The organism is Leucogemmata humicola, from assembly GCF_055379415.1.
The window spans coordinates 607,197-629,671 of the sequence record NZ_AP040875.1 but is presented as its reverse complement, the minus strand read 5'-3'; the positions used below and the strand labels follow the sequence as shown (position 1 = coordinate 629,671).

The following is a 22,475-nucleotide window of genomic DNA, read 5'->3' as shown; positions in this document are numbered from 1 at the left end:
GAGATGCTGATCCTCGGCCGGAAAGCTGGCGATACGATCCTGATCGGCGACGGAATTCGCGTCGTCGTGCTCGCGTGCGACCGCAAGGGCGTGCGATTGGGCATCGAAGCTCCGAGCGACGTCACCATTCTGCGTGGCGAAATCGTCAGCGACATCACCGCCGAGAATCAGCGCGCAGGTGCCACTGACGGCGGCAAGGAATGGCTGAAGGTTATCGGCGGTCCGCGGCGCGACGAGCCTTGAGCGTCGGCAGCCGCAGCTCGGCGAGTCCGGCGCGGCGTTCTACCCTTCCGCCAAACGATTCGGCCAAGAGCTCGGCGTAGCGACTTCCGCCCGAGACCGGAGTTCCGTCTACAGTCGGTGATCCAATCCTGAATTCGACGCGCACCCAGTGATCGTCGGATTCCGTGACGGCCCGAATGGCCGAGCCGCTCTGCTTGGCGAGACGCTTGGCGTCGTGTAGCAGCAGCGTGAGTACGCGCACCAGGGCCCACCGCTCGACACGCACCGGTTCCACATAGCGCGTTGGCGTCACCGTCACCTGCAGATCGCGTGCGTCGTGCAGGTAGCGATGGATGGCAAAAACGTCGGCCAGCACATCGTCGAGAATCAACGGCTCCTCACCCGCGACCGAGTCCTGTGGCAGCAGCCGGATCATCCGGTTGCAATCGGACAGCCTGGTCAAATCGGCAGTGAGATTCTCGAAGCTCGAATTATCGGCCGGCAAATCTCCGAGCTGATGTAGCTCAACTAACGCGGAAAGCGAGCCGATACGGTTATTGAGGGCATGGTGGAGGCCTTGGAGGGCTAGGTCGACGAGTTCGACCCACTCCGCGATTCCCTCGGTCGGTGCGCTTGTCGCTGTCACTTAGGCGGCCCCAAAAGCCTGGTTACAGATCGTCGCCCATCGGCCCGATACTGCATGTGTACGGTCGTTCGCTGGAAACGGATGTCCTGCGACCCCTACCGAGGTTCCCGTGTTTTTCATCGTCGGACTTGTAGTCGTCTTCGGAAGCATTCTGTTCGGATTCACCATGGACCACGGCCACGTCGGCGTGCTGGTTCAGTGGTCCGAATTCATCATCATCGGTGGTGCCGCAATCGGCGCCTTCGTGGTGAGCAATCCGATGAGCGTTGTGAAGGGAAGCGTGAAGAGCGTCCTCGGATTGCTCAAACCTAATCCCTATAACGAGAAGGCCTACTCCGAACTCCTGAAAGTACTCTACGACGTCTTTCAGAAGGCTCGCAAGGATGGTCTCGTCGGACTCGAAGCTCACATCGAAGAGCCCGAGAAGAGCGACATCTTCAAGAAGTATCCATTCTTCTTGCACGATCATCACGCGCTGCCCTTTCTCTGCGACACGCTAAAGGTGTTGCTCACGGGCGCCGTCGAAGATCACCACCTGGCAGAAATCCTCGATCTCGACCTGGAGCGTCAGGGCGAAGAGGCGCGCGCGATTCCTGCGGCGCTCTCGAAGATCGGTGACGCGCTTCCAGGCTTCGGCATCGTCGCCGCCGTACTCGGCGTCGTCATCACCATGGGTTCGATCGGCGGTACTGCGGCCGAGATCGGTGAGAAGGTTGCCGCGGCTCTCGTCGGAACGTTCCTTGGAATCTTGCTCTCGTACGGTCTCGTGAATCCAACGGCGAGTGCGCTCGAAGCGCGCCTCCGTGCGGAGCACGACTACATGAGCTGCATTCGCACCGCGCTGCTCGCGTTCGCACGCGGCGACTCACCGATGACCTGCGTGGAGTTCGCACGCCGCAACATCGAGCCAGTCGAACGTCCGACCTTCGCCGAGCTCGAAGCGCTCACGCGTAAGGCAGCGTAAGGTGTCGAAGAAGGGCGGTGGTGCCGGCGGGCGACCAATCATTGTCGTCAAGAAGAAAGCGCACGGCCATGGTGGTCACCATGGCGGTGCGTGGAAGGTTGCGTACGCCGACTTCGTCACCGCGATGATGGCGTTCTTCATGGTCATGTGGATCATTGGCATGGACCAGAACGTGAAGAACTCCATCGAGGGCTACTTCACGAATCCGATCGGCTTCAAGAAGGGCTATAACGCCGGCAAGTCGCCGATGTCGTCGGGCACGTCGCCGGCGAACGTGCACACGACGCCAATGAAGCTCGTCAGTCGCCGCACGGAGGAAGAAGATCTCGAGAAGACCGGCGGTCGGATCAAGGAGCGCCTCAAGGAAGCGGGATTGAAGGCGATCGGCGATCGCATCGAGATCATCGAGACGAATTCGGGTCTGCGCATCGAGCTCGCCGAGGGTCCCACCGGACACGAGTTCTTCGCCATGGCGTCGTCCACGATGACGCCGACGATGAAGAAGACCCTCGAGATCGTCGCGCAGGAACTCGCTCCGCTTCGAAATCCGCTGATCGTCGAAGGACACACGGATGCCGCCCAGTACGCCGGTCTCTACAGCAACTGGGAATTGTCAGCCGATCGCGCGAATGCAGCTCGACGCGTGATGGAAGGATCGGGACTCAACCCAGCGCGAGTCGTCGAAGTACGCGGCATGGCGGATCGCGAGCTGCGTAACGCAGGCAATCCGCTTGACCCGTCCAACCGCCGTATCACGATCTTCCTGCCGTTCACGACTCCTTCGGCAGAAGAGGCCGCGGCAGCAGCTGCTAACAAAAGCGGCCCAAGCGGCGGCTAAACGGAGAGCTGAAACGCGGCGCTCGGCGTCGCGTAGGGATGTTGGATCGCGGCGTGACCCGAACGGTCGCGCCGTTCTCGCATTCACCACATCCTACGCCTTCACGCGCCGCCCATGGAATCGCTCAAACGCGACCTGCGCTACGTCGCTCGATCGCTCACGCGCAGCCCCGGCTTCTTTTTCGTCACCGTATTCACGCTGGCGCTCGGCATTGGCGCGACGACGGCGATTTTCAGCGTCGTGAATGGGGTGTTGCTGCAACCGCTTGCGTATCCGTCATCCGAACGGATCACGCAGCTCTTTCAGGTCGACAAGAACGGCAAGCGAATGAGCGTTTCGGTGCCGAACTTCAACGACTGGAAGGCGCAGACGCGCGCATTCGACGCGATGGCCGCGGTCCAATCAAATCAGTCGATTACGGTGAACGGACTCGCCGAGCCTGTGCGTGCGCAAGCAACCGTCGTATCGCGTGATTTCTTCTCGGTGTTCGGGCTTAAACCGGCGAGAGGACGCACCTTCGTCAACGAAGAGCTTCGTCCAGGCGCGCCGCGGTCGGTCGTCGTCAGCGACGCGTTCTGGCGCACTCAACTCGGCGGCGCACAAAACGCACTCGGTAAAACGATTCGCATCGAGTCGACACTCATGACGGTCGTTGGCGTCATGCCGCCAGAAATGAACTATCCGGCGGGCGTTGATGTCTGGATGCCACTCGAAGTCGAAACCGGGCAGCCGAGTCGAACGTCGCACGGTTGGCGTGTCGTTGCACGGCTCCGTTCCGGCGTCACGCTGGCTCAAGCGCAGCAGGATCTGAGCAGCGTGTCGCGACGACTCAAGCAGCAGTATGGCGACGAGACGTGGATGTCCGACGGTGACCTCTCGCCACTGCGCGATCAGCTGGTCGGAAAGGTTCGCAACACACTGTTCGTGCTGCTTGGCGCATCAGCGCTCCTGCTACTCATTGCGTGCGGCAATGTCGTCAATCTTCTCGTCGCACGTCTCACGGTGCGCCGCGCAGAAATCGGTCTTCGCCTTGCGCTGGGAGCAAGCCGACTGAAGCTCGTGCAACAACTCGTCATCGAGGCAGGTGTACTCTCGGTGCTTGGCGCGGTCGGAGGTCTTGGACTCGCAGCGGCCGGCATACGATTGCTGCTCGCCACGCAAACAGGAAATCTCCCGCGCGCCGGCGAGATTCACATCAGCTGGCCCGTTCTTTTGTTCGCGTTCGGCGTCGCAGTGGCCGCGGCGATTGCACTTGGCTTGCTAGCTGCATGGCAGGGCACGCGCGGTGACATACGGGAGGCGCTGTCGGCTTCGCAACGCACACAGGCCGGCACAGGATCGAGCGCCAACGTTCGCCGCACGCTTGTCGTGTCGCAGATGGCGCTCACGGTGGTGCTCCTCGTTGGCGCTGGCCTGCTGATTCGCAGCTTCGTTCGCTTGCTCGATCTCGACCCTGGGTATCGCACGCATCACGCAGTCGTACTCACGGCGGAGCTTCCGTACGAGCGAGGCAACGAGGGAGCGCAGCGTCGTGTGGCGTTCTATAGAGATGCGATGGCGCGCCTGCGTGCGCTGCCCGGTGTCCGTGCCGTTGGCGCCGTGAGCGGCTTCCCGCTCGTTGGCGGCGGCAACGATGGCGCGTATCTGATTCTCACACGTCTCGATGAGCCGCTCGTCATGGCGGACATTCCCAAGCTGATGAAGGATCCGACGCGCAGCGGCCAGGCGAACTTCAACGTCGTCGACGGCGACTACTTCGCGGCAATGAACATTCCGGTGTTGCGCGGCCGCGTATTTGGAGCGGGAGACACGCCTGACGCGCCGCACGTGGGAGTGATCAGCGCGTCATTGGCACGAGCGAAGTGGCCGAATGAAAATCCGATCGGAAAGTTCATTCAATACGGCAACATGGACGGCGACATGCGGCCATTCACCGTGGTCGGCGTCGTCGGCGACGTACGCGATCAGAACCTCGCCGTTGAAGCGCAACCCACGTTTTACGCGTATCAGCCGCAGCGCGACCACGCCTCGAGCCAACTCCATATCGCCATTCAAACCGCCGACGATCCGTCATCGGCAATCGCGTCTGCCCGGTCGATCGTGCAGCAGCTCCGCCCAGACGCGTCACCCGTCGTTCGCACGATGGAGTCGGTGGTGTCGACGTCTGTGGCCGACCGTCGGTTCGTGCTCGTACTCGTCGCCGTCTTTGGTTCGGCCGCGCTCGTGCTCGCGGCGCTCGGCGTCTATAGCGTCATCTCGTACCTCGTCACGCAGCGACGGCAGGAGATCGGCGTTCGACTCGCGCTTGGCGCCCGTTCGAACGACGTGCTCGCGCTCGTGCTCCGTCAGGGTGCGACGATGGCCGGCATTGGCGTCGCGATTGGCGGAGTCGCCGCGCTGCTATTCGCGCGGCTCCTCAAAAACCTGGTGTACGGCGTGAGCACGAGTGACCCGATCGCCTTCGTGGCAGTGATCGCTTTGCTCTGTGCCGTCGCGGTTCTCGCCAGCTGGCTGCCCGCGCGCCGAGCGGCGCGCGTCGACCCTATGGAAGCGCTACGCGGATAGGCTCACACGTTCGGATGCCCAATGAAGGGCATCCGTGTACAAGCCGGGCAGAATTTCCTCGGGAACCGACGTCTGGCTTGCGAGACCCAGCGCGGTTTCCCAATTCGCGCCCTCGTACGCTTCGACGAGCTTGAGCGGCGGCGCAAGCGGACCACCGCGCTTGAGCAGCGCGCCGCGCACGTCGTCGCTCAGTTCGAGGCGCAGCAGGATCTTCTCCATCGGAACCTCGAGCAGCACGTCGAGCAGCGACAGCAGGCCAACAATGAAGGCAGACGCTGCCGGCTGATTCTCGCTCGAATTGTTGGCGAGGAGTTCGCACATTCGCGCCCGGGTCATTGCGGTGAGCGCCACTTCGTGACTCACGTCACCAGCCTTGCCGAGCGACGCGATGAGAATCACGGCGAGCCATCGGTGCAGCGTATCGCGGCCGACCATTCGCACAGCGTGCGGAATCGACGTGATGCCTCGACCGCCAACCGACGCGGCGTTGACGATACGCAGGAGCTTGTAGGCGAGCGCTACGTCGCTCTGAAACGCAGCGTCGAGTGCTGTATCGCTGGTCTTGGGGTCCTGCAGCAGGTTGAGAAGCCGCATGATCACCAGCTGCCCTGCCGACACGTCGGTCTTGCTCAGCGTTTCCGGGCGGCTGAAGAGATAGCCTTGGAATAGCTCGAAGCCGAGGTTCACGCACACGTCGCGCACCGCGGTCGTCTCCACTCGCTCGGCCAGCAGACGCGCCCCTACTGGCTGCAGCTGGCGAACCGTCTGCTCGAGGTCCTCGGCCGAGCGGCCGAGGATGTCGACCTTTACGATCGATGCGAGTTCGAGGAGCGGACGCGATGCGTCGGCGTAGACGTAGTCGTCGAGAGCGAGACGATAGCCCTGCTTCACGAGGCGTTGGCACGCGGCGACTGTGTCGTCGTCGCATTCGACGCTCTCGAGCAACTCGATCACCACGGTCGATGGATCGAATAGCTCCCATGTATGGCCGAGCAATTGGCTTCGCGAGAAGTTCACGAAGGCGACGCCACCGCCAGCGACAGCCCGGAGTCCGATCCCGAGCATGGCACTGACGATGACATCGGCACTCATATATCCCGCCTCGCCGTCTGCATGATCTGCCACGGCGTCGCGGCGGTATAGCAGTTCATATCCGAAGAGCCCGCGGCCAAGCTCGAAGATCGGCTGGCGAGCCACGTGGATGGAGCTCATTGGGGAGAGGCGGCCCGAATCGGGCCAAAGGGGAGCCAGCTGGGAACGAGTGACCTACCTTTCGGGGTTAGTCTCGCAGTCACGTGTCTAGTATCGACCGGACCGACGAGGCGCATGACGCGTCGCCGAGTTTTGACGACTATCCTCGCTATCAGGATACTCATGATCGTTCTTGGACTGTTACAAGTTTTAATAGGCGCTGGCGGCCCCGTGCGCGATACAACGCCGCGCACGCCGCCGGGCCTCGACACAGTCCCCGTCGTTGCGCCGACACTCGCTCCGCGAGGGTTTCCACTTCTCGAAACGTCGCTCGACCTGAGCGACACCGTGCGTAAGCGACGCAAGGCCGTAGAGGTCAGCGAGTGGTACGGTCGCCGGCTCATAATTCATCGATACGTCGCGTACGCCACCATTCCTGTGTTCGCCCTCCAGTACGCCGCCGGCGAACAGCTGTTTCAGAAGGGTAATGGGGCTCCGACGTGGGCCAAGACCATGCACCGCGCTGGCGCAACTACACTCGCTGGAATGTTCACAGTGAATACGGTGACAGGAGCCTGGAACTGGTGGGACTCCCGATCGACCGCTCAGGGACGCGTGCTCCGAACGATTCACGCTATTTCCATTCTCGGCGCGGATGCGGCGTTCACGTACGCCGGTGCCAAGCTGTCGGACGAGGCCGAGAATAGCGTCGACAAACGTCGTGAGCACCGCACCGTGGCGCTGTCGGCAATGGGCGTGACCGTGGTGAGTGGTCTCGCCATGAAACTCTGGAATCGATAGCGCAACCGATGACGCCTCCTGACGCACTCGTTCAATTCTTCAAGCCGTGGAATGCCTTCTATAGTCATTCCAAGCTGACCATCACGATCGTTCAGTTCCTGCACATTGGCGGGTTGCTGCTGGCGGGCGGTCTCGCAATCGCCGCCGACCGAGGAACGCTGCGCGCGCTTCGCCTGGCCGCAGCGGAGCGACACGGACATTTGCGCGAGCTCGCCGCCGTCCATCGCTGGGTCCTGACCGGGCTCACGATCGTCGTGCTCAGCGGTGTCGCGCTGTTCACCTCGGACATCGAGACCTTCTTCGGATCGTGGCTGTACTGGACCAAAATGGGTCTCGTGGTTGTACTTCTGATTAACGGCTATGTGATGACGCGCGCTGAACATGCGCTGCGTCAGGACGCAGCCGATGCGTCGCCGCAATGGAAGACGCTGCATCGTGTGGCGGTTTCCAGCCTCACGCTCTGGCTCGTGATCGCCGCCTTTGGTGTGGCGCTCGCGAATTTCTCCTGAATCAACGAACGATGTCGGATATGAAGCACGAAGCACAGTCGCAGATGGACGCCTGCAATGGATGCGCAGTGATGGCGCGCCGCGATTTTCTACGCACCGCCGGCGCGATGGCGGCGGGTACGCTCGTGGCCCTTGGCGCGGCACCGGCAATTGCTGCGGCCTCACCCGTGGAGTTCGTGGCTGCACTCGGCGGCTCGCGCGAGGAAAAGACCTACGCGATCCCGGCCAAAGACGGCACGCAGATCGACAAGGACAACGACGCGATGATCACGCGGTGGCAGGGCAAGGTGTTCGTGTATGGACTCGCCTGTCCGCACCAGAACACCGCGCTGCGTTGGTACGACAAGGACGCGCAGTTCGAGTGTCCCAAGCATCACTCGCGCTTCACGCCCGACGGCATCTACATCAAGGATAGCGGTCGCGCTACGCGAGGCCTCGACCGCTATGCGGTTCGCAAGGATGGCAACAACGTCGTGGTGAATCTCGACAAGCTGCATCAAGAAGACGAAGACGAAGCGGCGTGGAAGACCGCCTTTGTCACCGTCTGACGCATCACGGAACACTCATCCCCGATCAGCGATGTCCTGTCAGGATTGTCTCAATCGTCGCGACTTTCTCGCCAAATCGGCGATCGCCGCCGTGGGCCTCGTCGTGGCAGAAGGCTGCGGCGATGGTCAGATCGGGCCGACCATACCGCACGTATCGGGCGGCGGCAATCCGTTCGTGCCTGCAAGTCCCGCGGTGGTCGTGAAGCTCAGTAGTCCCGCCAATGCGGGCCTCGCGACTGTCGGAACGATTGTCGACATCGGATCGGAGCGCGCGCTGGTTCGCACCGGTCCCTCCACGTTCCTCGGCCTCTCGAGAATCTGCACCCATCAGGGATGCGACACCGAGGTTCGGGCCGGCCTCCTCGAGTGCCCGTGCCATGGATCGCTTTTCTCCGCAAGCGGTTCCGTGCTGCGCGGGCCAAGCATTTCCAGCCCACAAATCGCGCCACTCGCGCAGCTTACCGCCACCTTCGACCCAGTCGCGAACACCGTGACTGTGGCTTAAATCACGCGCGCCGGACTGTCACGCGAACGTAACCGTTTCGCGGCGCGCAGGTTCTTCGTAGTTTGCCATCCATGTTGATTGGCGTCGCTGGAATGGTTGGTACGGGCAAGACGACTCTCTCGCACGCGCTCTCAGCGCGTTTCGGCTTGCAAATCGCGCTCGAAAGCGTCGATGCCGACAACCCGTGGCTCGAGAGCTACTACGGCGGTCCGGACGAGATGCGCACGTACGGACTGCACCTACAACTTCACTTTCTCGCGACTCGCTTCGCCAGCATGCGACGCATGCGTGGCCTTGGCGGGAGCTGGATCCTCGATCGCACGTGGTACGAGGATGCGGAGATTTTTGCTCGTGGGTTGTTTGAGCAAAGTCTCATGACGTCCGACGAGTGGTCGCTGTATCGGCGACTGTACGCGGAGTTGTTGCACTCTCCGGCCGCTCGTCCGCCACGCCTGCTCATCTATCTCCACGGCCCGCTCGACGTGATCGCGCAACGCATCGCGAACCGCGGACGCCCCAAGGAGCGCGACGTGCCCATGGACTACTGGGCCGCGCTGCACGGGCGATACGAACGGTGGATCGCTCAGTTCCGGCACTGCCCCGTTCTGTCGATCGACGTTCGCGGCTACGATCTGTTCAACGAGCCGTCGGCGATCGAAGAAATCGCCGGGCGCGTTCGGCTGCAGCTCGACGGCGAGCTTCCGCAAACGGAGCTCTGGCCGGCCGCGCCACGTCGGCGCCTCGCGTAGCGACTCGTCCGCGCCATCGACATGGGTCTTCTCACCAAACTCCTCTTCTTTCCAGTCGCTGGTCCCGTTGCCGGGATCAAGTGGTCGCTTGGAAAAGTGCAGAACGTGGTCGAGGAGGAGCTCACCGACGACACGCCGATCAAGCAGGAACTCATGGAGCTGCAGATGCAGCTCGAGCTTGGCGACATCGATGACGCGCAATACGTAGAACGCGAGGCTGAATTGATGGTGCGGCTTCGCGAAGTACGCGCCTGGCGGGAACGACTCGGAAAGGGCACGAGCGGCGGCCCCGTTCGCATGGCGCGCGACAGCGGAGAGTGAGCGCGGTCGACGCGCTGATTGCCGGTCTTCCTCGCACATCACTCGTCGTCGGCAAGGGAGGCGTCGGAAAAACGACCTGCGCCGCAGGCCTCGCCGCTATCTGCGCTCAACGCGGCGAAACCACGCTCCTCCTGTCGACCGACCCCGCCGCGGCGTTAGCCGATACCCTCGGCGTTCCGGTCTCGTCGAACGCCTCGGCGGTGGAGCAGCAGCCGAACCTCCACGTGCGGCAGCTGTCGGCGCACGATCTCCGTGAGGATTTTCTCAACCGTTGGCGTGCCACAATTGGCGACATCCTCGATCGCGGCACGTATCTCGACCGCGAAGACATCGACGGACTCGTCGACGCGGCGCTCCCCGGTGGCGATGAAATCTTCGCCATGCTCGCGCTCGCCGAACTGCTCGCCGACGAAAATTCGCCGTACGCGCGAATCGTCGTAGACACGGCGCCCACCGGACACACGCTTCGCCTGCTCGCACTTCCGGAAACCTTTCGCGCACTACTCGCGATGTTCGACGCGATGCAGGACAAACACCGATTCATGGTGCGCGCACTCACTCACCGGTATCGTCGAGATCAAGCCGACGCGTTTCTCGACGAGATGCGGTCGCGCGTAGACACCATCCGCACGCTCCTCGCCGACGGCAGCGCCATCGCCGCAGTCGTCGTCACGCGTGCCGAACCGCTCGTCGTGGCGGAGACGTCTCGGTATGTCGAAAGCCTTGGCGCGCTACACGTTCGCGTTGCCGCGTGTATCATCAACGCCGCCAGGGGCGACAGCACGATCCAGGGCATCGACGAATCGATTCCGCCGTACTGGCTGCCGATCGCACCGACCCCGCCGACAGGAATCACTGCCGTCGCCGCTGCGGTTCGAGAACTTCGAACGCCATCGATGGCCGCCGCGACCACTCCTTCGCCACCGATCAGGCGCGCGACCGAGAAAACGATCGACCCATCAACAATGGTGCGGCCAATCACCATCGTTGGTGGTAAGGGCGGCGTGGGCAAGAGCACAGTCGCGTGCGCGCTCGCCATCGCATCGTCACGCGACGGCGACGGACTCACGCTGCTCGTGTCCACCGATCCTGCTCCGTCCATCGCCGATGCGTTCGGACAGCCGGACGCGCCGTGGGCTCGCGCCGACGTCGAGGCCGAGTTGGCGGATTTTCCGGGCGTTGTCGTGCGACAGATGGACGCGACTGCCGCGTTCGCTCGGGTGCGTGACACCTATCAGTCGCGCATCGACGCGCTGTTCGAGGCGCTCATCGGTCGAGGCGTCGACGTCGCGGCAGATCGCGCGATCGTGCGCGATCTGCTCGCGCTCGCGCCCCCGGGCGTCGACGAACTCTTTGCCCTCTCTGCTCTTGGCGATGCGCTGTTCGAGGGGCGATTTCGCCGCATCATCGTCGATCCCGCGCCAACGGGCCATCTATTGCGATTGCTCGAGATGCCGGCCATCGCGTTGGATTGGTCGCATCGCATCATGCGCTTGATGCTCAAGTATCGCGATGTCGTGGGGCTTGGCGAAACTGCGCAGGAGCTATTGGACTTCGCCAAGCGGACGCGCGCGCTCGACACGCTACTTCACGACGCGACAAAATGCGGACTCGTCCTCGTGTCGCTCGACGAGCCACTCGTGCGCAGCGAAACCACTCGCTTGGCCGCCGCGGTGCGCGCGCGCGGCGTGGACGTTGGCGCAATCGTTTGGAATCGCATCGAAGGTGTGCTCGAGCCTCTTCCAGCAACCGTTGCGGCGCGCCAATTTGTCGCGGAGGAAGTCGAGCCACCGCCGGTCGGCGCACGCGCACTTCGCGAGTGGTCGCTCTCCTGGCGACTCGCGCTTCCGAATTCCTGAAGGATTCAATGGCGTCATCGACATCGAATGCAGTCTGGTATGTGTACGGCATCGTTCCGGCAAGCTTTTCGCCTGCGACGCTGCCGGCCGGGCTGGACGATGCCGACGTTCTGCTCGAGCGCGGCGGCGAAGTCGCTGCACTTGTGTCGACACTTCCTGCGTCCGAGTACGAACCGCCCACACTCGACACGAACAGCGGTGACGTCGACTGGTTGGGCCCTCGCGCTGTCGCGCACGATCGCATTCTCACTTGGGCGAGCGATCTCGGCCCCGTGGTTCCGCTGCCGATGTTCTCACTGTTCAGTGGGCAGCCTGCCGTCTGCGCCATGCTGCGCGATCGCGAGCCCGAACTCGCGGCGACGCTCGCGCGTCTTGCCAAAGGGCGCGAATACGCGTTGCGGGTGTATCGAGTGGATGGTGAGATGCTCTCGGTGATTTCGAACCTCAGTCCGCGGTTGGGCGAGATGGCCGCGACGGCGGCGGCGGCGTCGCCTGGGCAGCGGTATTTGCTCGAACGAAAGCTCGACGGCGAAAAGAAGACCGAGATGCGCGCGGTCACCCAACGTCTGGTCGAGGAGATTGCGTCGGCGCTCAACGAAGCGTCGCTGCAGTCGGTTCGCATTGCCATTCCGCGCGCCGACGCCGACAGCGCGACGCGTGGTGTGATGGTGCTCAACGGCGCATTTCTCGTGGCGCCGTCACGGCTGGAAGAGTTTCAGCGAATCCTCACGCAGCTGGTCGAACGCCACGCCGCGAGCGGGTTGCGCTTCGATTTCACGGGCCCGTGGCCTCCGTATCATTTTGCGAGCGAGGCCGATCGTGGCGCATGACCCGGATGACATCGACGAGGAGCAAGTCATCCTCGGCGATTTGCTCAATCATGTTCTGGACAAGGGCGTCGTGATTTCTGGCACGGTCACGATCTCCATTGCCGATATAGATTTACTCATGCTCGACCTTCGCCTGCTGCTCACGTCGATCGAGACTTCCATGCGACACGGCATCAACCGCACGTTGACACAACTCGCCTCGCCGCCGGACGGCCGATGACGACACACCTGTACTGCGTGCTTCCAGACGACATTGGCGACGCGATTCCGCCCGGCCTCAGTGGCTTGGCCGGGGCTCGCGTACGCGCGCTCCCCTTCGACGGTCTCGTTGCCTGGGTCAGCGATGTCGCTCGCAATGTTCCCGTGTCGATCGACGGCGTGCGTGCGCACGACGCCGTCGTCGAAGCGGCGCTCGAGACGGGCTCCACCCCTGTGCCGGCGCGTTTCGGCCAGCGGTTCGACGACGACGACGCGTGTCGCGCCGCACTCGCCAATCGCGCCGGTACCGTTGAATCGTTGGTCGCCGACGTGCAGGGGTTCGTCGAGATGACGTTGATCATCACGCCGTCCACGCGGCGAATGGTGCACGACCTCGAGCCGGTCCTCCCAGAAATGGTGGACCCGGACTCCGACGGCGTTGGCCGCCGCTATCTCGAGACGTTGAGAAAACGCGAAATGGCGACGGCGGCAATCAAGATCGCAATGGATGAGCTCGCAACCGAGCTCACCGAGGCTGCCGGATCGCTCGTCCGCCGCGCGACCATTCACCAGACGGCAACGCCGCTGCCGTTGCGTACGATCTCGCATCTCGTTTCGCGTGACGATCTGGCGAAATACAAGGCAGCGGTGGACTCCGTGCACGAGACGGCGGAATTCCGCTTTCTCGTCATCGGTCCTCGTGCGCCATACAGCTTTTCGGCACTCTCTGAATCGGGCGGCGCCCACGGCATGAATCTGGCGGACTGAACTATGCTCGATTCAGATCCCGTCGCGCCGGAACCAGTCGTCGAAGTTGACGACCCGGCCACGGCCGCACTTCATGCTCTTGCTCGCGCACTTCCGGATCGGATCAACGCCGATCCTGAGCGGGTTGAGCAAGGACTTGCGCGACTCGTGCTAACCGTGATAGAACTGCTCAGGGAGGTGTTAGAGCACCAGGCAGTCCGTCGAATGGATGGAGGAACACTCTCCGACCAGGAAATCGAACGGCTCGGTTTGGCTCTTCTCAAGCTCAACGGACGTATGGACGAGCTGAAGACGGTCTTCGGTCTGACGGACGAGGATCTCAACATCGATCTCGGACCGTTGGGCCGGCTGCGCTAGCGCCGACTCCGCCCTCGAAACTGGAGCCAGATTGCCTGACCTCGTAAACCCGACTCGGACGCATGGACTGGTCGATATCCTCGACCGTGTCCTCGACAAGGGTCTGGTCATCGCCGGCGATATCAAGATCAATCTCGCCAACGTGGAGCTCCTGACGATTCAAGTCAGGCTTCTCATCTGTTCGATCGACAAGGCCGAACAGATCGGGCTGAACTGGTGGCGCAACGATCCACGCCTCACGATGAGCAACACCGCTTCACTGCCGGCGAGCGAAATGGAAGCACGCCTCGCACGCATCGAAACACAGCTGACGCGCCTCGCCGAGTCTAGCACGACGAGCGCACCGAAGTCGCCGCGCTAACTCTGACGATCGAGCAACCTCCGCTCGGGTATACGGAACCCTAGGCCAAGGACAGAACAACATGGCAGTCGAACGTACGCCCAGTGGCAGTTCTCTCATCGACGTACTTGATCGCGTACTCGACAAGGGAATCGTGATCGATGCCTGGGTGCGAGTTTCGCTGGTTGGAATTGACCTCGTGACCGTCGAAGCCCGAATCGTTGTCGCATCGATCGACACCTACCTCAAGTATTCCGAGGCAGTGGGTATCACCGGACCGGTTTCGCGCCCGCGTGAAATCGGCCCCAGCGACGAGCTCGAGCGCATGCAGCGCGAGAACGCAGAGCTCCGGCGACAGCTGGACCAACGAAAGATCAAGGAAGAAGTCTAGATCAAACGAATGTCTCAGATCGTAGGACACGGTTAGCATGGCAGTTGTCGGAGACCGCGCCGTCGCGGGTCTCCTTTCCGCGCTGGCAGAGGCCCCGGACGTACCAGGCGCTGCGTCATTTCTTCTGACGCAGCTCGGAGAGATTACGGGAGCGCGGCGCGCGGTGATGCTGCGTCTCGATGCGGCACATGAGTTTCTCTCCGCCGTTGTCGCCGTCGGACTCGACGGTGATCTCGTCGACGCGAGCATTCCCCTCGGCGATCTGTCCAATCCGCTCGTCCTGAGCGCGCTCACGCTGACACCGATCCGAGGAAATTCGTCGCTCGGACCGCGCGCGTTCGCGCCACTCTCGTCGTGGATCGCCATCCCCATGACGCAGCCGCCGTCCCGCGGCGCACCAGAACCACTCTCGGCTCAACGAGCGAACGAGCTTTTCGCCACACTGAGGGTCGACGCGCTCGCGGGCGGTGAACGACGCCTCGGGGCGGTGCCGGCTGGCGTCGTGCTCCTCGAAGGCGACATTGACGACGGCCCGCTCGCCGACGCGCTCGAAATCGTCACGCTCGCGAGTCCGGTCGTCGCACGACTCGCGTCGCTCGAACACGCGAGCAACGTATCCGACACGTTGACGCAGCAGCGCGAACGCCTGCGCCTGATGGTCGACTCGCTCCCGGATCCGGTTGTCATTACCAACGCCGCAAACGACATCATCGCGCAGAACCAGCGCGCCGATCGATTGCTCCACGGCCACGATGGCGACTCGTCGGGACGACGACGCGCCATCGAGGTGAACAACCTGCTCTTCTCGTCATTCCTGTCCAAGGCTGCCATGACAGGCGGCCAGCATTCCGGTGCTCGCGAGCTCAACCTCGTCGACCCCGACGAAGGCAACGATCTTCTCTTCGAAGTACTCGCACACCCGCTCGGCGAGCGTGTCGGACCTGAGGATGCCGTGCTCTCGGTGCTCCGCGATGTCACCGACCTCCGGCGCGCCGCGAATGAATTGGAGCGTCAGGTACAGCGAGTACGTCAGGCCGAAATCACCGTGCGCGGCGAGCGCGATCGACTCAACCTGATTCTCGAAAACGTCGCAGATCCGATTCTCGTCACCGACGAGCGGTCGAACATCATTTTGATGAACGACCAGGCCGAACAGCTTTTTCAAATCAGCGAGGGCGAGGCGCGGACGCGGCGCGAAGTTGCCGCGGTGCGCGGCAACGACACCAAGTTCACGTCGTTCATCTCCGAGTTCGCAATGCTCGACGACGACTCGCGCCGCGAGCGCATGTCGCTGTCGTATCCGCGCACTGGTCTCGAGCTGCCCGTCGAAGTCGTGTCCGGCAAAGTGAAGAACGAACGCGGCGAACCGATCGCGATCGTTTCCGTGCTTCACGATCTCACCAAACAGGTCGAGAACGAGCGGCTTTATGACGCTCTCAAGCGACTGAACAGTGAGCTCGAGCAGCGTATTCGCGAGGCGACTGCCGATCTCGCCGAGCAGAATGCACGACTCCAGTGGCAGTCGCAGGAAGTCGAACGAGCCAACAAGCTCAAGTCGGAATTTCTCGCGAGCATGTCGCACGAGCTGCGCACGCCGATCAACGCGCTAATCGGCTATTCGGCGTTGCTGCTCGACGGTGTGCTCGGCGAAGTGAATCCGAAACAGAGCGATGCGCTGACGCGCGGACGCGCCGCCGCGGAGCACCTGCTCGCGCTCATCAACGACATTCTCGATCTCGCAAAGATCGAAGCGGGCAAGATGCCGCTCCATCTGGAGGAGATCTCGCTGCGCGACGTCATTCTCGAGGTCACGCAACAGATCGAGCCAATGGTGCGCAAGAAGCAGCTCGACTTCACGACCGACGTCGCGTCCGACTGTCCGCCGATCTACACCGATCGAACGAAGGTCAAACAGGTGTTGCTCAACCTCCTGTCGAACGCGGTGAAGTTCACGAACCGCGGGCAGGTTGCGGTAGAAGCGCAGTGCGCGACGGGGGGCATTCGCATCGACGTCGTGGACAGCGGCATCGGAATCCGACCCGCCGACCTTCAGGCCATCTGGGAAGATTTCCGCCAGGTGGACCAGTCGAGAACGCGAGAATTCGGCGGCACCGGCCTGGGTCTGAGCATCACCCGCAAGCTGCTCGAACGGCTGGGCGGATCCGTGGCGGTCCAGAGCACCTACGGCGAAGGGAGCACGTTCTCGGTGTATCTCCCGCTCAAGGTCCCGAGCGCCTCGATGAGTGAGCTCGCCGTCGCCAGACTACCCTAGCGACGAGCCCGTGGCCTCCGTAATGCGGGGCGGCGCAACTCGGGGCTAACCACAGGGTACCATCATTCGTCTAACAGACGAATCGTTCTTCCCTTGGAGCTCCGTCCATGAAATCCTCGCTCGCAAAGCTGGCGCTTGGCGCCGCACTGCTCAGTGTCGCCTGCCGCGATAACGCGGCGAACACTCACGCCCAGGCCGACTCTGACCTCGCGCGCGACCTTGCTCTTGCCGGGTCTCAGACCCAGGCGCCAGCCGCGATCAAGGATACCGCGATGGCTCAGGCTCCCACGGCGGTTACCCCGTCCAAGAAGCCCGACGCTCCCGTCCCGGTACGCAAACGGACCGAACCTAAGCCGGCACCCAAGCCCCAGCAGGTCGCCCAGGCTCCGACGCCCCAGCCTCAGCCGGCGGTCGTTCCGGCGCCGGTCGCGGCAGCACCTTTGCCAGCCCCGACGGCCGAAATCGCTGCCGGTGCCGCCGCCGGCATGACCAGCGGCGCCAAGGTCTGTACGAACTCCAACCTGCCGGGCGACAAACTCACAGCCACGTTGAGTAGTGCCCTGACGGGCTCGAACGGCGCGGTGATCCCGGCCGGTTCGACGGTTGTTCTCGAAGTCGCGAGCGCCCGCCCCGGCAAGGATGCCGCAAGCGCCGAGCTGACGTTCCGCGTCCGATCGGTCGTCATCAACGATAAGTCGTACGACGTGAACGCCGAGGCGTCGCCGCTGACGGCGCTCGAGCAGAGCAAGGTCGCGAATGGCGATCCCAACGCCGAGAAGAAGAAGGTGGCCGGTGGCGCCATTGCCGGCGCAATTCTCGGTCAGCTGATTGGCCACAACACCAAGGGCACGCTGATCGGCGCGGCCGCTGGTGCAGCGGCCGGCGCCGCGGCATCCCGCGTGAGCGAGAAGTGGGAGGCCTGTCTTCCGGCCGGAGCGTCCATGCGCTTCAAGCTCGACGCGCCGCTCGTCATTTCCTGACGTTAATCTTCAAGGGTGCGTGAGCGCGTACCCCCTGCACTAAAGCCGTTTCACCCTATCGTCCGAGCGTGGTTTCGCGACACGCTCGGTGCGCCCAGCCCGCCACAGCGCGAAGGCTGGCCCGCCATCGCAAGCGGGGCGCATACGCTCATCCTGGCGCCTACCGGCACCGGGAAAACTCTCACGGCGTTTCTCTGGGAATTGAACCAGCTCATCGTCGACGGGCTTCGCGAGCCGTTGTCGAACGCTGTTCACATTCTCTACATCTCGCCGCTCAAGGCGCTGAACAACGACATTCAGCGCAATCTCGAGAAACCGCTCGCCGAGCTTCGCGAACGTTTCATCGCTGCCGGTAAGACGTTCCCCGAAATCCGCGTTGCGGTTCGCACCGGCGATACGCCGACGTCCGCCCGCGCGCGCATGCTACGCAAGGCGCCGCATATTCTCATCACGACGCCCGAGTCGCTGCACATCATGCTGACCAGCACGCGCGGCCGGGGGATGTTCAGCGGCGTGCGTGCGGTGATCGTCGATGAGATTCACGCGATCGCGGCGACCAAGCGCGGCGTGCATCTGGCGCTCACACTCGAGCGACTCGACCGTCTCAGCGAAACGAAGCCGCAGCGCATCGGACTGTCGGCAACACAGCGCCCGCTCGACGAAGTCGCCCGCTTTCTCGTGGGCCAAGGCTCTACGCAAGAGCCGCGAATCGTCGACTGCGGCCTCGTCAAGGAACTCGATCTTTCGATCAAGTCGCCGGTCGACGACCTCGCGCATGTGTCCGGAACGATCTGGTCGGCCGTTACTCCGCTCGTCGTCGAGCGAATGCGCGCCGCACGCACGACGCTCGTCTTCGTCAACAATCGCGGTCAGGCGGAGAAAATGGCGGCGCGCATCAACGCGCTCGCCGGCGAAGAATTGGCCCTGCCCTATCACGGCTCGCTGTCGCGCGAGCGCCGGTTGATTCTCGAGCAAGCGCTCAAGGCTGGGAAGCTTCGCGCGCTGATCAGTACGAGCTCGCTCGAGTTGGGCATCGACATCGGTTCGGTCGATCTCGTTCTCCAACTGCAGTCACCCAAGCGCGTTGCGAACGGCCTGCAGCGTGTCGGCCGCGCCGGCCACTCTCTGGACGCGGTCAGTCGGGGTGTATTCATCCCGACGTTTCGCGACGACGCGATGGAGATGCTCGCCGTCGTCCGCGCGATGAAAGAAGGCGACGTCGAACCGACGCGCGTCATCCAGAACGCGCTCGACGTGCTCGCACAGGTGATCGTCGCCATCGTCGCGATCGACGACGACTGGACGAGTGCCGCGCTCTTCGATCTCGTGCGATCGGCGTATCCGTACCATCAACTCTCACGCGCGGCGTTCGACGAAGTGCTGTCGATGCTCTCGGGCAAGTATCCCTCGGATGTCGCCGCCGAGTTGGACGCGCGTCTCAGTTGGGATCGCGTCACCGATTCGCTTACGGCAGCACGCGGTTCACGAATGGTTGCGGTGATCTCCGGCGGCACCATCCCGGATCGCGGTCTGTACACGGTGAATCTTCCCGATCGCACCCGACTTGGTGAGCTCGACGAGGAGTTCGTGCACGAGACACGCATCGGCGACGTCTTTCAGCTCGGTTCGTCGACCTGGCGCGTCAACGCCATCGAACACGATCGGGTGGTCGTGACGCCAGCGCCTGGCGCTCCCGCGCGCATGCCCTTCTGGCACGGCGAATACGCAGCACGCTCGGCCCATCTCGCTCCGCGCGTCGGCGAACTCCGGCGCGAACTCGATGCCGTTCGAACTGACGAACAGATGGCATCGCTCGCAGAGCGGTACAACGCCGACGAAGCAACGACGTCATCGCTCGTCGAGTACATCCGACAGCAACGCACTGCCACCGGCGGCGTACCCGATGAGCGTGTTCTCATCGTCGAACAGTTCCGCGACGAGTTGAATTCACTGCGCGTGGTGATTCACGCACCGTTCGGCGGACGAGTGAACGCACCGTGGGGATTGGCGCTCGCCAATCGGGTTCGCGAATGGCTCTCGGAACAAGGGCGCGGCCTTGGCGACGGTCCGAACTTCGAGCTGCAGGTCCAGACGACCGACGACGGCATCATGCTCCGTCTGCCGAGTCTCAAGGACAACCTGCCCGTCGCCGTGCTTCGCGAACTCACGGCATCGGAAGCGGAGCGTCGCGTGCTCGCCGAAGTCGGTGCGTCGTCGCTGTTCGGCGCGCGTTTTCGAATGAACGCGGCTCGCGCGCTGTTGCTGCCGCGCGGCAATCCACGCCGACGCATGCCGCTGTGGCTACAGCGACTCAAAGCACTCGACCTACTCGAGGCGGTTCAGGAATTCCCCTCGTTCCCAATCCTCATCGAGACGTACCGCGACGTGCTGCAAGACGCCTTCGACATGACGTCGCTAGCCCGCGTGCTCGACGAGCTTTCGGTCGGAACCATCGCGCTACGCGCGGTCGAGACGTCGCTGCCATCGCCTTTCGCCGCGTCGTTGCAGTTTGGGTTCGTGATGGACTGGTTGTACGCCGACGACGCACCGCGCGCCGAACAGCGTGCCGCGCTTCTGTCGCTCGACCGCGCACTGCTCGATGAGTTGATGGGCGGCGAAGGCGCCGACGATTCTACGCTCGATATGCTCGAGTCGATGCTCGCGCGCCGACGCGGCACCGCCCCGGGTACGCGTGCGCGAACGGCCGACGAACTTGCAGCGCTGATCGATCGCGCAGGAGACGTCACGCTTGAAGAAGCGCGCGCACGAATTGCGACGCTCGACGAAGGGCGACGCGACGAGCCGCTCGACGTACTTCTCGCCAGCGGGCGCGCCGTTGCAATCGACGTTCCTGTTCACGGCGGGACCACCGAGCGCCGAATCATTCTCACCGAGAACTTTCCGCGCGCTGTCGCGGCCTTCGGTGAGGATCTGCTCACGGTATATGCCGGCCTCGCGTTCGATCCACGGCCCATCGCCGGCGTGATTCCGGAGAGCATGCGTCGCCCCGCGGTGACGGCCCTCGTAGCTCGACGCGAACTACTCGCGCGTTTTGTTTCGCTCAACGCTCCGATCTCGATCGACGACGTGCTCGCACGGTACGACTTCGACCGCGAATGGATCAATCAGCGACTCGACGAGTGGACGCGTACCGGCAAACTCGTTCGAGGAACATTTCGCGGCGATACGACGACACCGCGCTGGGTGTCGCGACGATTGCTCGAACAGGCGCGTCGGCGCGAACTCGCACAGGCGCGAAAGCAGATCGAGGCTGTCGATCTCGGACGCTTCTCGCATTTCATGCAGCGCTGGCAGCACCTCGATCCATCTGCGCGGCTCTCGGGCGACGATACGCCAGCCGTCATTCGCCAGATGTACGGGCTCGCGCGCAACGCCGAGCGCTGGGAGAACGACTATCTCCCGGCGCGCCTCGATCCGTACGACCCCGACGTCATCTCGCGTCTCATCGCCGCGGGTGAACTCGTCTGGGTCGGTGGCAGTGCTGCTGTGGGACCCGACGAGCCGTCGAATCTCTCGACGGTGCGTTTCGTCCGCCGCGGTTCCGCGCGCGCCTGGATCTCCACCGCCGACACGATCGCACTCGGCGACCAAGCCAAGCAGCTGCTCACTGTACTGGAGCGCGACGGCGCGTCGTTCTTCGACGAGCTGCGTGCATCCAGTGAACTCACTGGTCGAGGCTTGCGCGACGCGTTGAAAGAACTCGCCGGCGCCGGACTCGTCACCAACGACACGATGGAATCGATGCGCCAGGTCGTGCAGTGGCGACCGCTCGTGTCGCCGCGCGATCGCGCGCAGCCCGATCCAACGCGATGGCTTCCCGCTGACTACTCGCCATCGGCGAATCGGCACATCGTTCAACGTCGACCCAATCTTCGACGCATGCCGCGCTGGAAGCGGCCCGACCACGAAGGCGCCGAGATACCGACCAACTGGCCCGGACGGTGGTCGCTCGTGCGCACTCCGCGCGTGCTCGGCCCCGAGGCCGATGAAGCCGCGCTGGCCGAACTCATCGCGCGGCAGTGGTTGGAGCGATATGGCATCGTCGCACGCGAAATGTGGCGACGCGAGCGTCCGTCGGTTGGTTGGCGCCCGATCTACAGAGAACTCAAGCGACTCGAGTTCCGCGGCGAAGTGCGTCGCGGATACTTCGTGCGCGGTCTGTCCGGCGCGCAGTTCGCGTTGCCGGAGGCTGTCGAAATGCTCCGATCAACGACTACAGACGACGACGCGCCCGGTGTCGTGATGAGCGCCGGCGATCCGGCGAACGTGTATTCGCTGCCGATGCCGCAAGATCCCGCGCGCGATGCATTCGTGCGGCCGCGCAGTCGCGGTGCGCTGCTCGTCAGCGTCGCAGGCGTCGTCGTGATGATCGCCGAACGACGCGGCGAGCGAATCGTCGTCCGGCCTGACACGACGGACGCCGTCGTGACGCGCGCGGCGAGCGCGCTCGCATCGCACATCGGCGCGCAGACGAGTCGCGATCTCTCGATCGACACGATCGACGGTCAACCCGCGGCAAGCAGTCGATACCTCGAGGCGTTCCGCGCCGCGGGATTCAAGCGCGGAACGAGCGGTCTCCGCTTCTATCGAAAGCCGTAGG

The 22,475-nt window shown here is 63.4% G+C and carries 22 protein-coding genes; 20 read left to right on the top strand and 2 right to left on the bottom strand.

What is annotated here, in order from left to right; genetic code table 11:
• Positions 1-3 precede the first annotated feature (3 nt).
• Positions 4-243, top strand: a complete 240-nt coding sequence (csrA, locus tag AC6H4Z_RS02480) for a carbon storage regulator CsrA (protein ID WP_497545154.1) — start codon at positions 4-6, stop codon at positions 241-243.
• On the opposite strand, the gene AC6H4Z_RS02475 is transcribed toward csrA, so the two are convergent.
• Positions 212-868, bottom strand: coding sequence for an ATP-binding protein (locus AC6H4Z_RS02475; protein WP_497545153.1), 657 nt, complete (start codon positions 866-868; stop codon positions 212-214). The genes csrA and AC6H4Z_RS02475 overlap by 32 nt on opposite strands.
• Before the next feature lie 109 nt (positions 869-977).
• Between AC6H4Z_RS02475 and motA the strand changes: the two genes are divergently transcribed.
• The 3 genes from motA (at position 978) to AC6H4Z_RS02460 (ending at position 5,235) form a co-directional block, all read left to right on the top strand.
• On the top strand, positions 978-1,832 hold the full coding sequence (motA, locus tag AC6H4Z_RS02470; protein ID WP_497545152.1) for a flagellar motor stator protein MotA: 855 nt from the start codon (positions 978-980) through the stop codon (positions 1,830-1,832).
• Position 1,833: 1 nt separating this feature from the next.
• Positions 1,834-2,670 (top strand): flagellar motor protein MotB, encoded by an 837-nt coding sequence (locus AC6H4Z_RS02465; RefSeq protein ID WP_497545151.1) that lies wholly within the window; start codon positions 1,834-1,836, stop codon positions 2,668-2,670.
• 114 nt (positions 2,671-2,784) lie between these two features.
• A complete protein-coding gene (locus AC6H4Z_RS02460; protein ID WP_497545150.1) occupies positions 2,785-5,235 on the top strand; it encodes an ABC transporter permease in 2,451 nt (816 codons plus the stop codon).
• On the opposite strand, the gene AC6H4Z_RS02455 is transcribed toward AC6H4Z_RS02460, so the two are convergent.
• Positions 5,224-6,447 (bottom strand): EAL and HDOD domain-containing protein, encoded by a 1,224-nt coding sequence (locus AC6H4Z_RS02455; protein ID WP_497545149.1) that lies wholly within the window; start codon positions 6,445-6,447, stop codon positions 5,224-5,226. The two genes, AC6H4Z_RS02460 and AC6H4Z_RS02455, sit on opposite strands and share 12 nt — an antisense overlap.
• A gap of 210 nt (positions 6,448-6,657) precedes the next feature.
• Here AC6H4Z_RS02455 and AC6H4Z_RS02450 point away from each other — a divergent pair, with 210 nt between their 5' ends.
• From AC6H4Z_RS02450 to AC6H4Z_RS02375, 16 genes are all read left to right on the top strand, one after another.
• Positions 6,658-7,227, top strand: coding sequence for a hypothetical protein (locus tag AC6H4Z_RS02450; protein ID WP_497545148.1), 570 nt, complete (start codon positions 6,658-6,660; stop codon positions 7,225-7,227).
• Between the two features lie 8 nt (positions 7,228-7,235).
• A complete protein-coding gene (locus tag AC6H4Z_RS02445) occupies positions 7,236-7,736 on the top strand; it encodes a hypothetical protein (protein ID WP_497545147.1) in 501 nt (166 codons plus the stop codon).
• A 20-nt stretch (positions 7,737-7,756) separates the two neighbouring features.
• Positions 7,757-8,284 carry a QcrA and Rieske domain-containing protein gene (locus AC6H4Z_RS02440; protein ID WP_497545146.1) on the top strand — a complete coding sequence of 176 codons (528 nt, stop codon included), beginning with the start codon at positions 7,757-7,759 and terminating at the stop codon, positions 8,282-8,284.
• Positions 8,285-8,315: 31 nt separating this feature from the next.
• Positions 8,316-8,789 (top strand): QcrA and Rieske domain-containing protein, encoded by a 474-nt coding sequence (locus AC6H4Z_RS02435; RefSeq protein ID WP_497545145.1) that lies wholly within the window; start codon positions 8,316-8,318, stop codon positions 8,787-8,789.
• A 71-nt stretch (positions 8,790-8,860) separates the two neighbouring features.
• On the top strand, positions 8,861-9,538 hold the full coding sequence (locus tag AC6H4Z_RS02430) for a deoxynucleoside kinase (RefSeq protein WP_497545144.1): 678 nt from the start codon (positions 8,861-8,863) through the stop codon (positions 9,536-9,538).
• Between the two features lie 21 nt (positions 9,539-9,559).
• A complete protein-coding gene (locus AC6H4Z_RS02425) occupies positions 9,560-9,859 on the top strand; it encodes a gas vesicle protein GvpG (RefSeq protein WP_497545143.1) in 300 nt (99 codons plus the stop codon).
• The gene (locus tag AC6H4Z_RS02420; RefSeq protein ID WP_497545142.1) at positions 9,856-11,718 is read left to right on the top strand and encodes an ArsA family ATPase; all 1,863 of its coding nucleotides are present in this window, start codon (positions 9,856-9,858) and stop codon (positions 11,716-11,718) included. The genes AC6H4Z_RS02425 and AC6H4Z_RS02420 overlap by 4 nt, the downstream gene beginning before the upstream one ends.
• 8 nt (positions 11,719-11,726) lie before the next feature.
• Entirely contained in the window at positions 11,727-12,548 is an 822-nt protein-coding gene (locus tag AC6H4Z_RS02415; protein ID WP_497545141.1) for a GvpL/GvpF family gas vesicle protein, read from the top strand.
• Positions 12,538-12,768 (top strand): gas vesicle protein GvpJ, encoded by a 231-nt coding sequence (gene gvpJ / locus AC6H4Z_RS02410; protein ID WP_497545140.1) that lies wholly within the window; start codon positions 12,538-12,540, stop codon positions 12,766-12,768. The genes AC6H4Z_RS02415 and gvpJ overlap by 11 nt, the downstream gene beginning before the upstream one ends.
• Positions 12,765-13,514 (top strand): GvpL/GvpF family gas vesicle protein, encoded by a 750-nt coding sequence (locus tag AC6H4Z_RS02405; protein WP_497545139.1) that lies wholly within the window; start codon positions 12,765-12,767, stop codon positions 13,512-13,514. The genes gvpJ and AC6H4Z_RS02405 overlap by 4 nt, the downstream gene beginning before the upstream one ends.
• 3 nt (positions 13,515-13,517) lie before the next feature.
• The gene (locus AC6H4Z_RS02400) at positions 13,518-13,871 is read left to right on the top strand and encodes a gas vesicle protein K (protein WP_497545138.1); all 354 of its coding nucleotides are present in this window, start codon (positions 13,518-13,520) and stop codon (positions 13,869-13,871) included.
• Positions 13,872-13,902: 31 nt separating this feature from the next.
• Entirely contained in the window at positions 13,903-14,232 is a 330-nt protein-coding gene (locus AC6H4Z_RS02395; protein WP_497545137.1) for a gas vesicle protein, read from the top strand.
• A gap of 61 nt (positions 14,233-14,293) precedes the next feature.
• Positions 14,294-14,602, top strand: coding sequence for a gas vesicle structural protein GvpA (gene gvpA / locus AC6H4Z_RS02390; RefSeq protein WP_497545136.1), 309 nt, complete (start codon positions 14,294-14,296; stop codon positions 14,600-14,602).
• Between the two features lie 37 nt (positions 14,603-14,639).
• Positions 14,640-16,874: a sensor histidine kinase gene (locus tag AC6H4Z_RS02385; RefSeq protein ID WP_497545135.1), complete on the top strand. Its 2,235-nt coding sequence runs from the start codon at positions 14,640-14,642 to the stop codon at positions 16,872-16,874.
• 107 nt (positions 16,875-16,981) lie between these two features.
• Positions 16,982-17,854 carry a YMGG-like glycine zipper-containing protein gene (locus AC6H4Z_RS02380; RefSeq protein ID WP_497545134.1) on the top strand — a complete coding sequence of 291 codons (873 nt, stop codon included), beginning with the start codon at positions 16,982-16,984 and terminating at the stop codon, positions 17,852-17,854.
• A 15-nt stretch (positions 17,855-17,869) separates the two neighbouring features.
• Entirely contained in the window at positions 17,870-22,474 is a 4,605-nt protein-coding gene (locus AC6H4Z_RS02375; RefSeq protein ID WP_497545133.1) for a DEAD/DEAH box helicase, read from the top strand.
• Position 22,475: the final 1 nt, after the last annotated feature.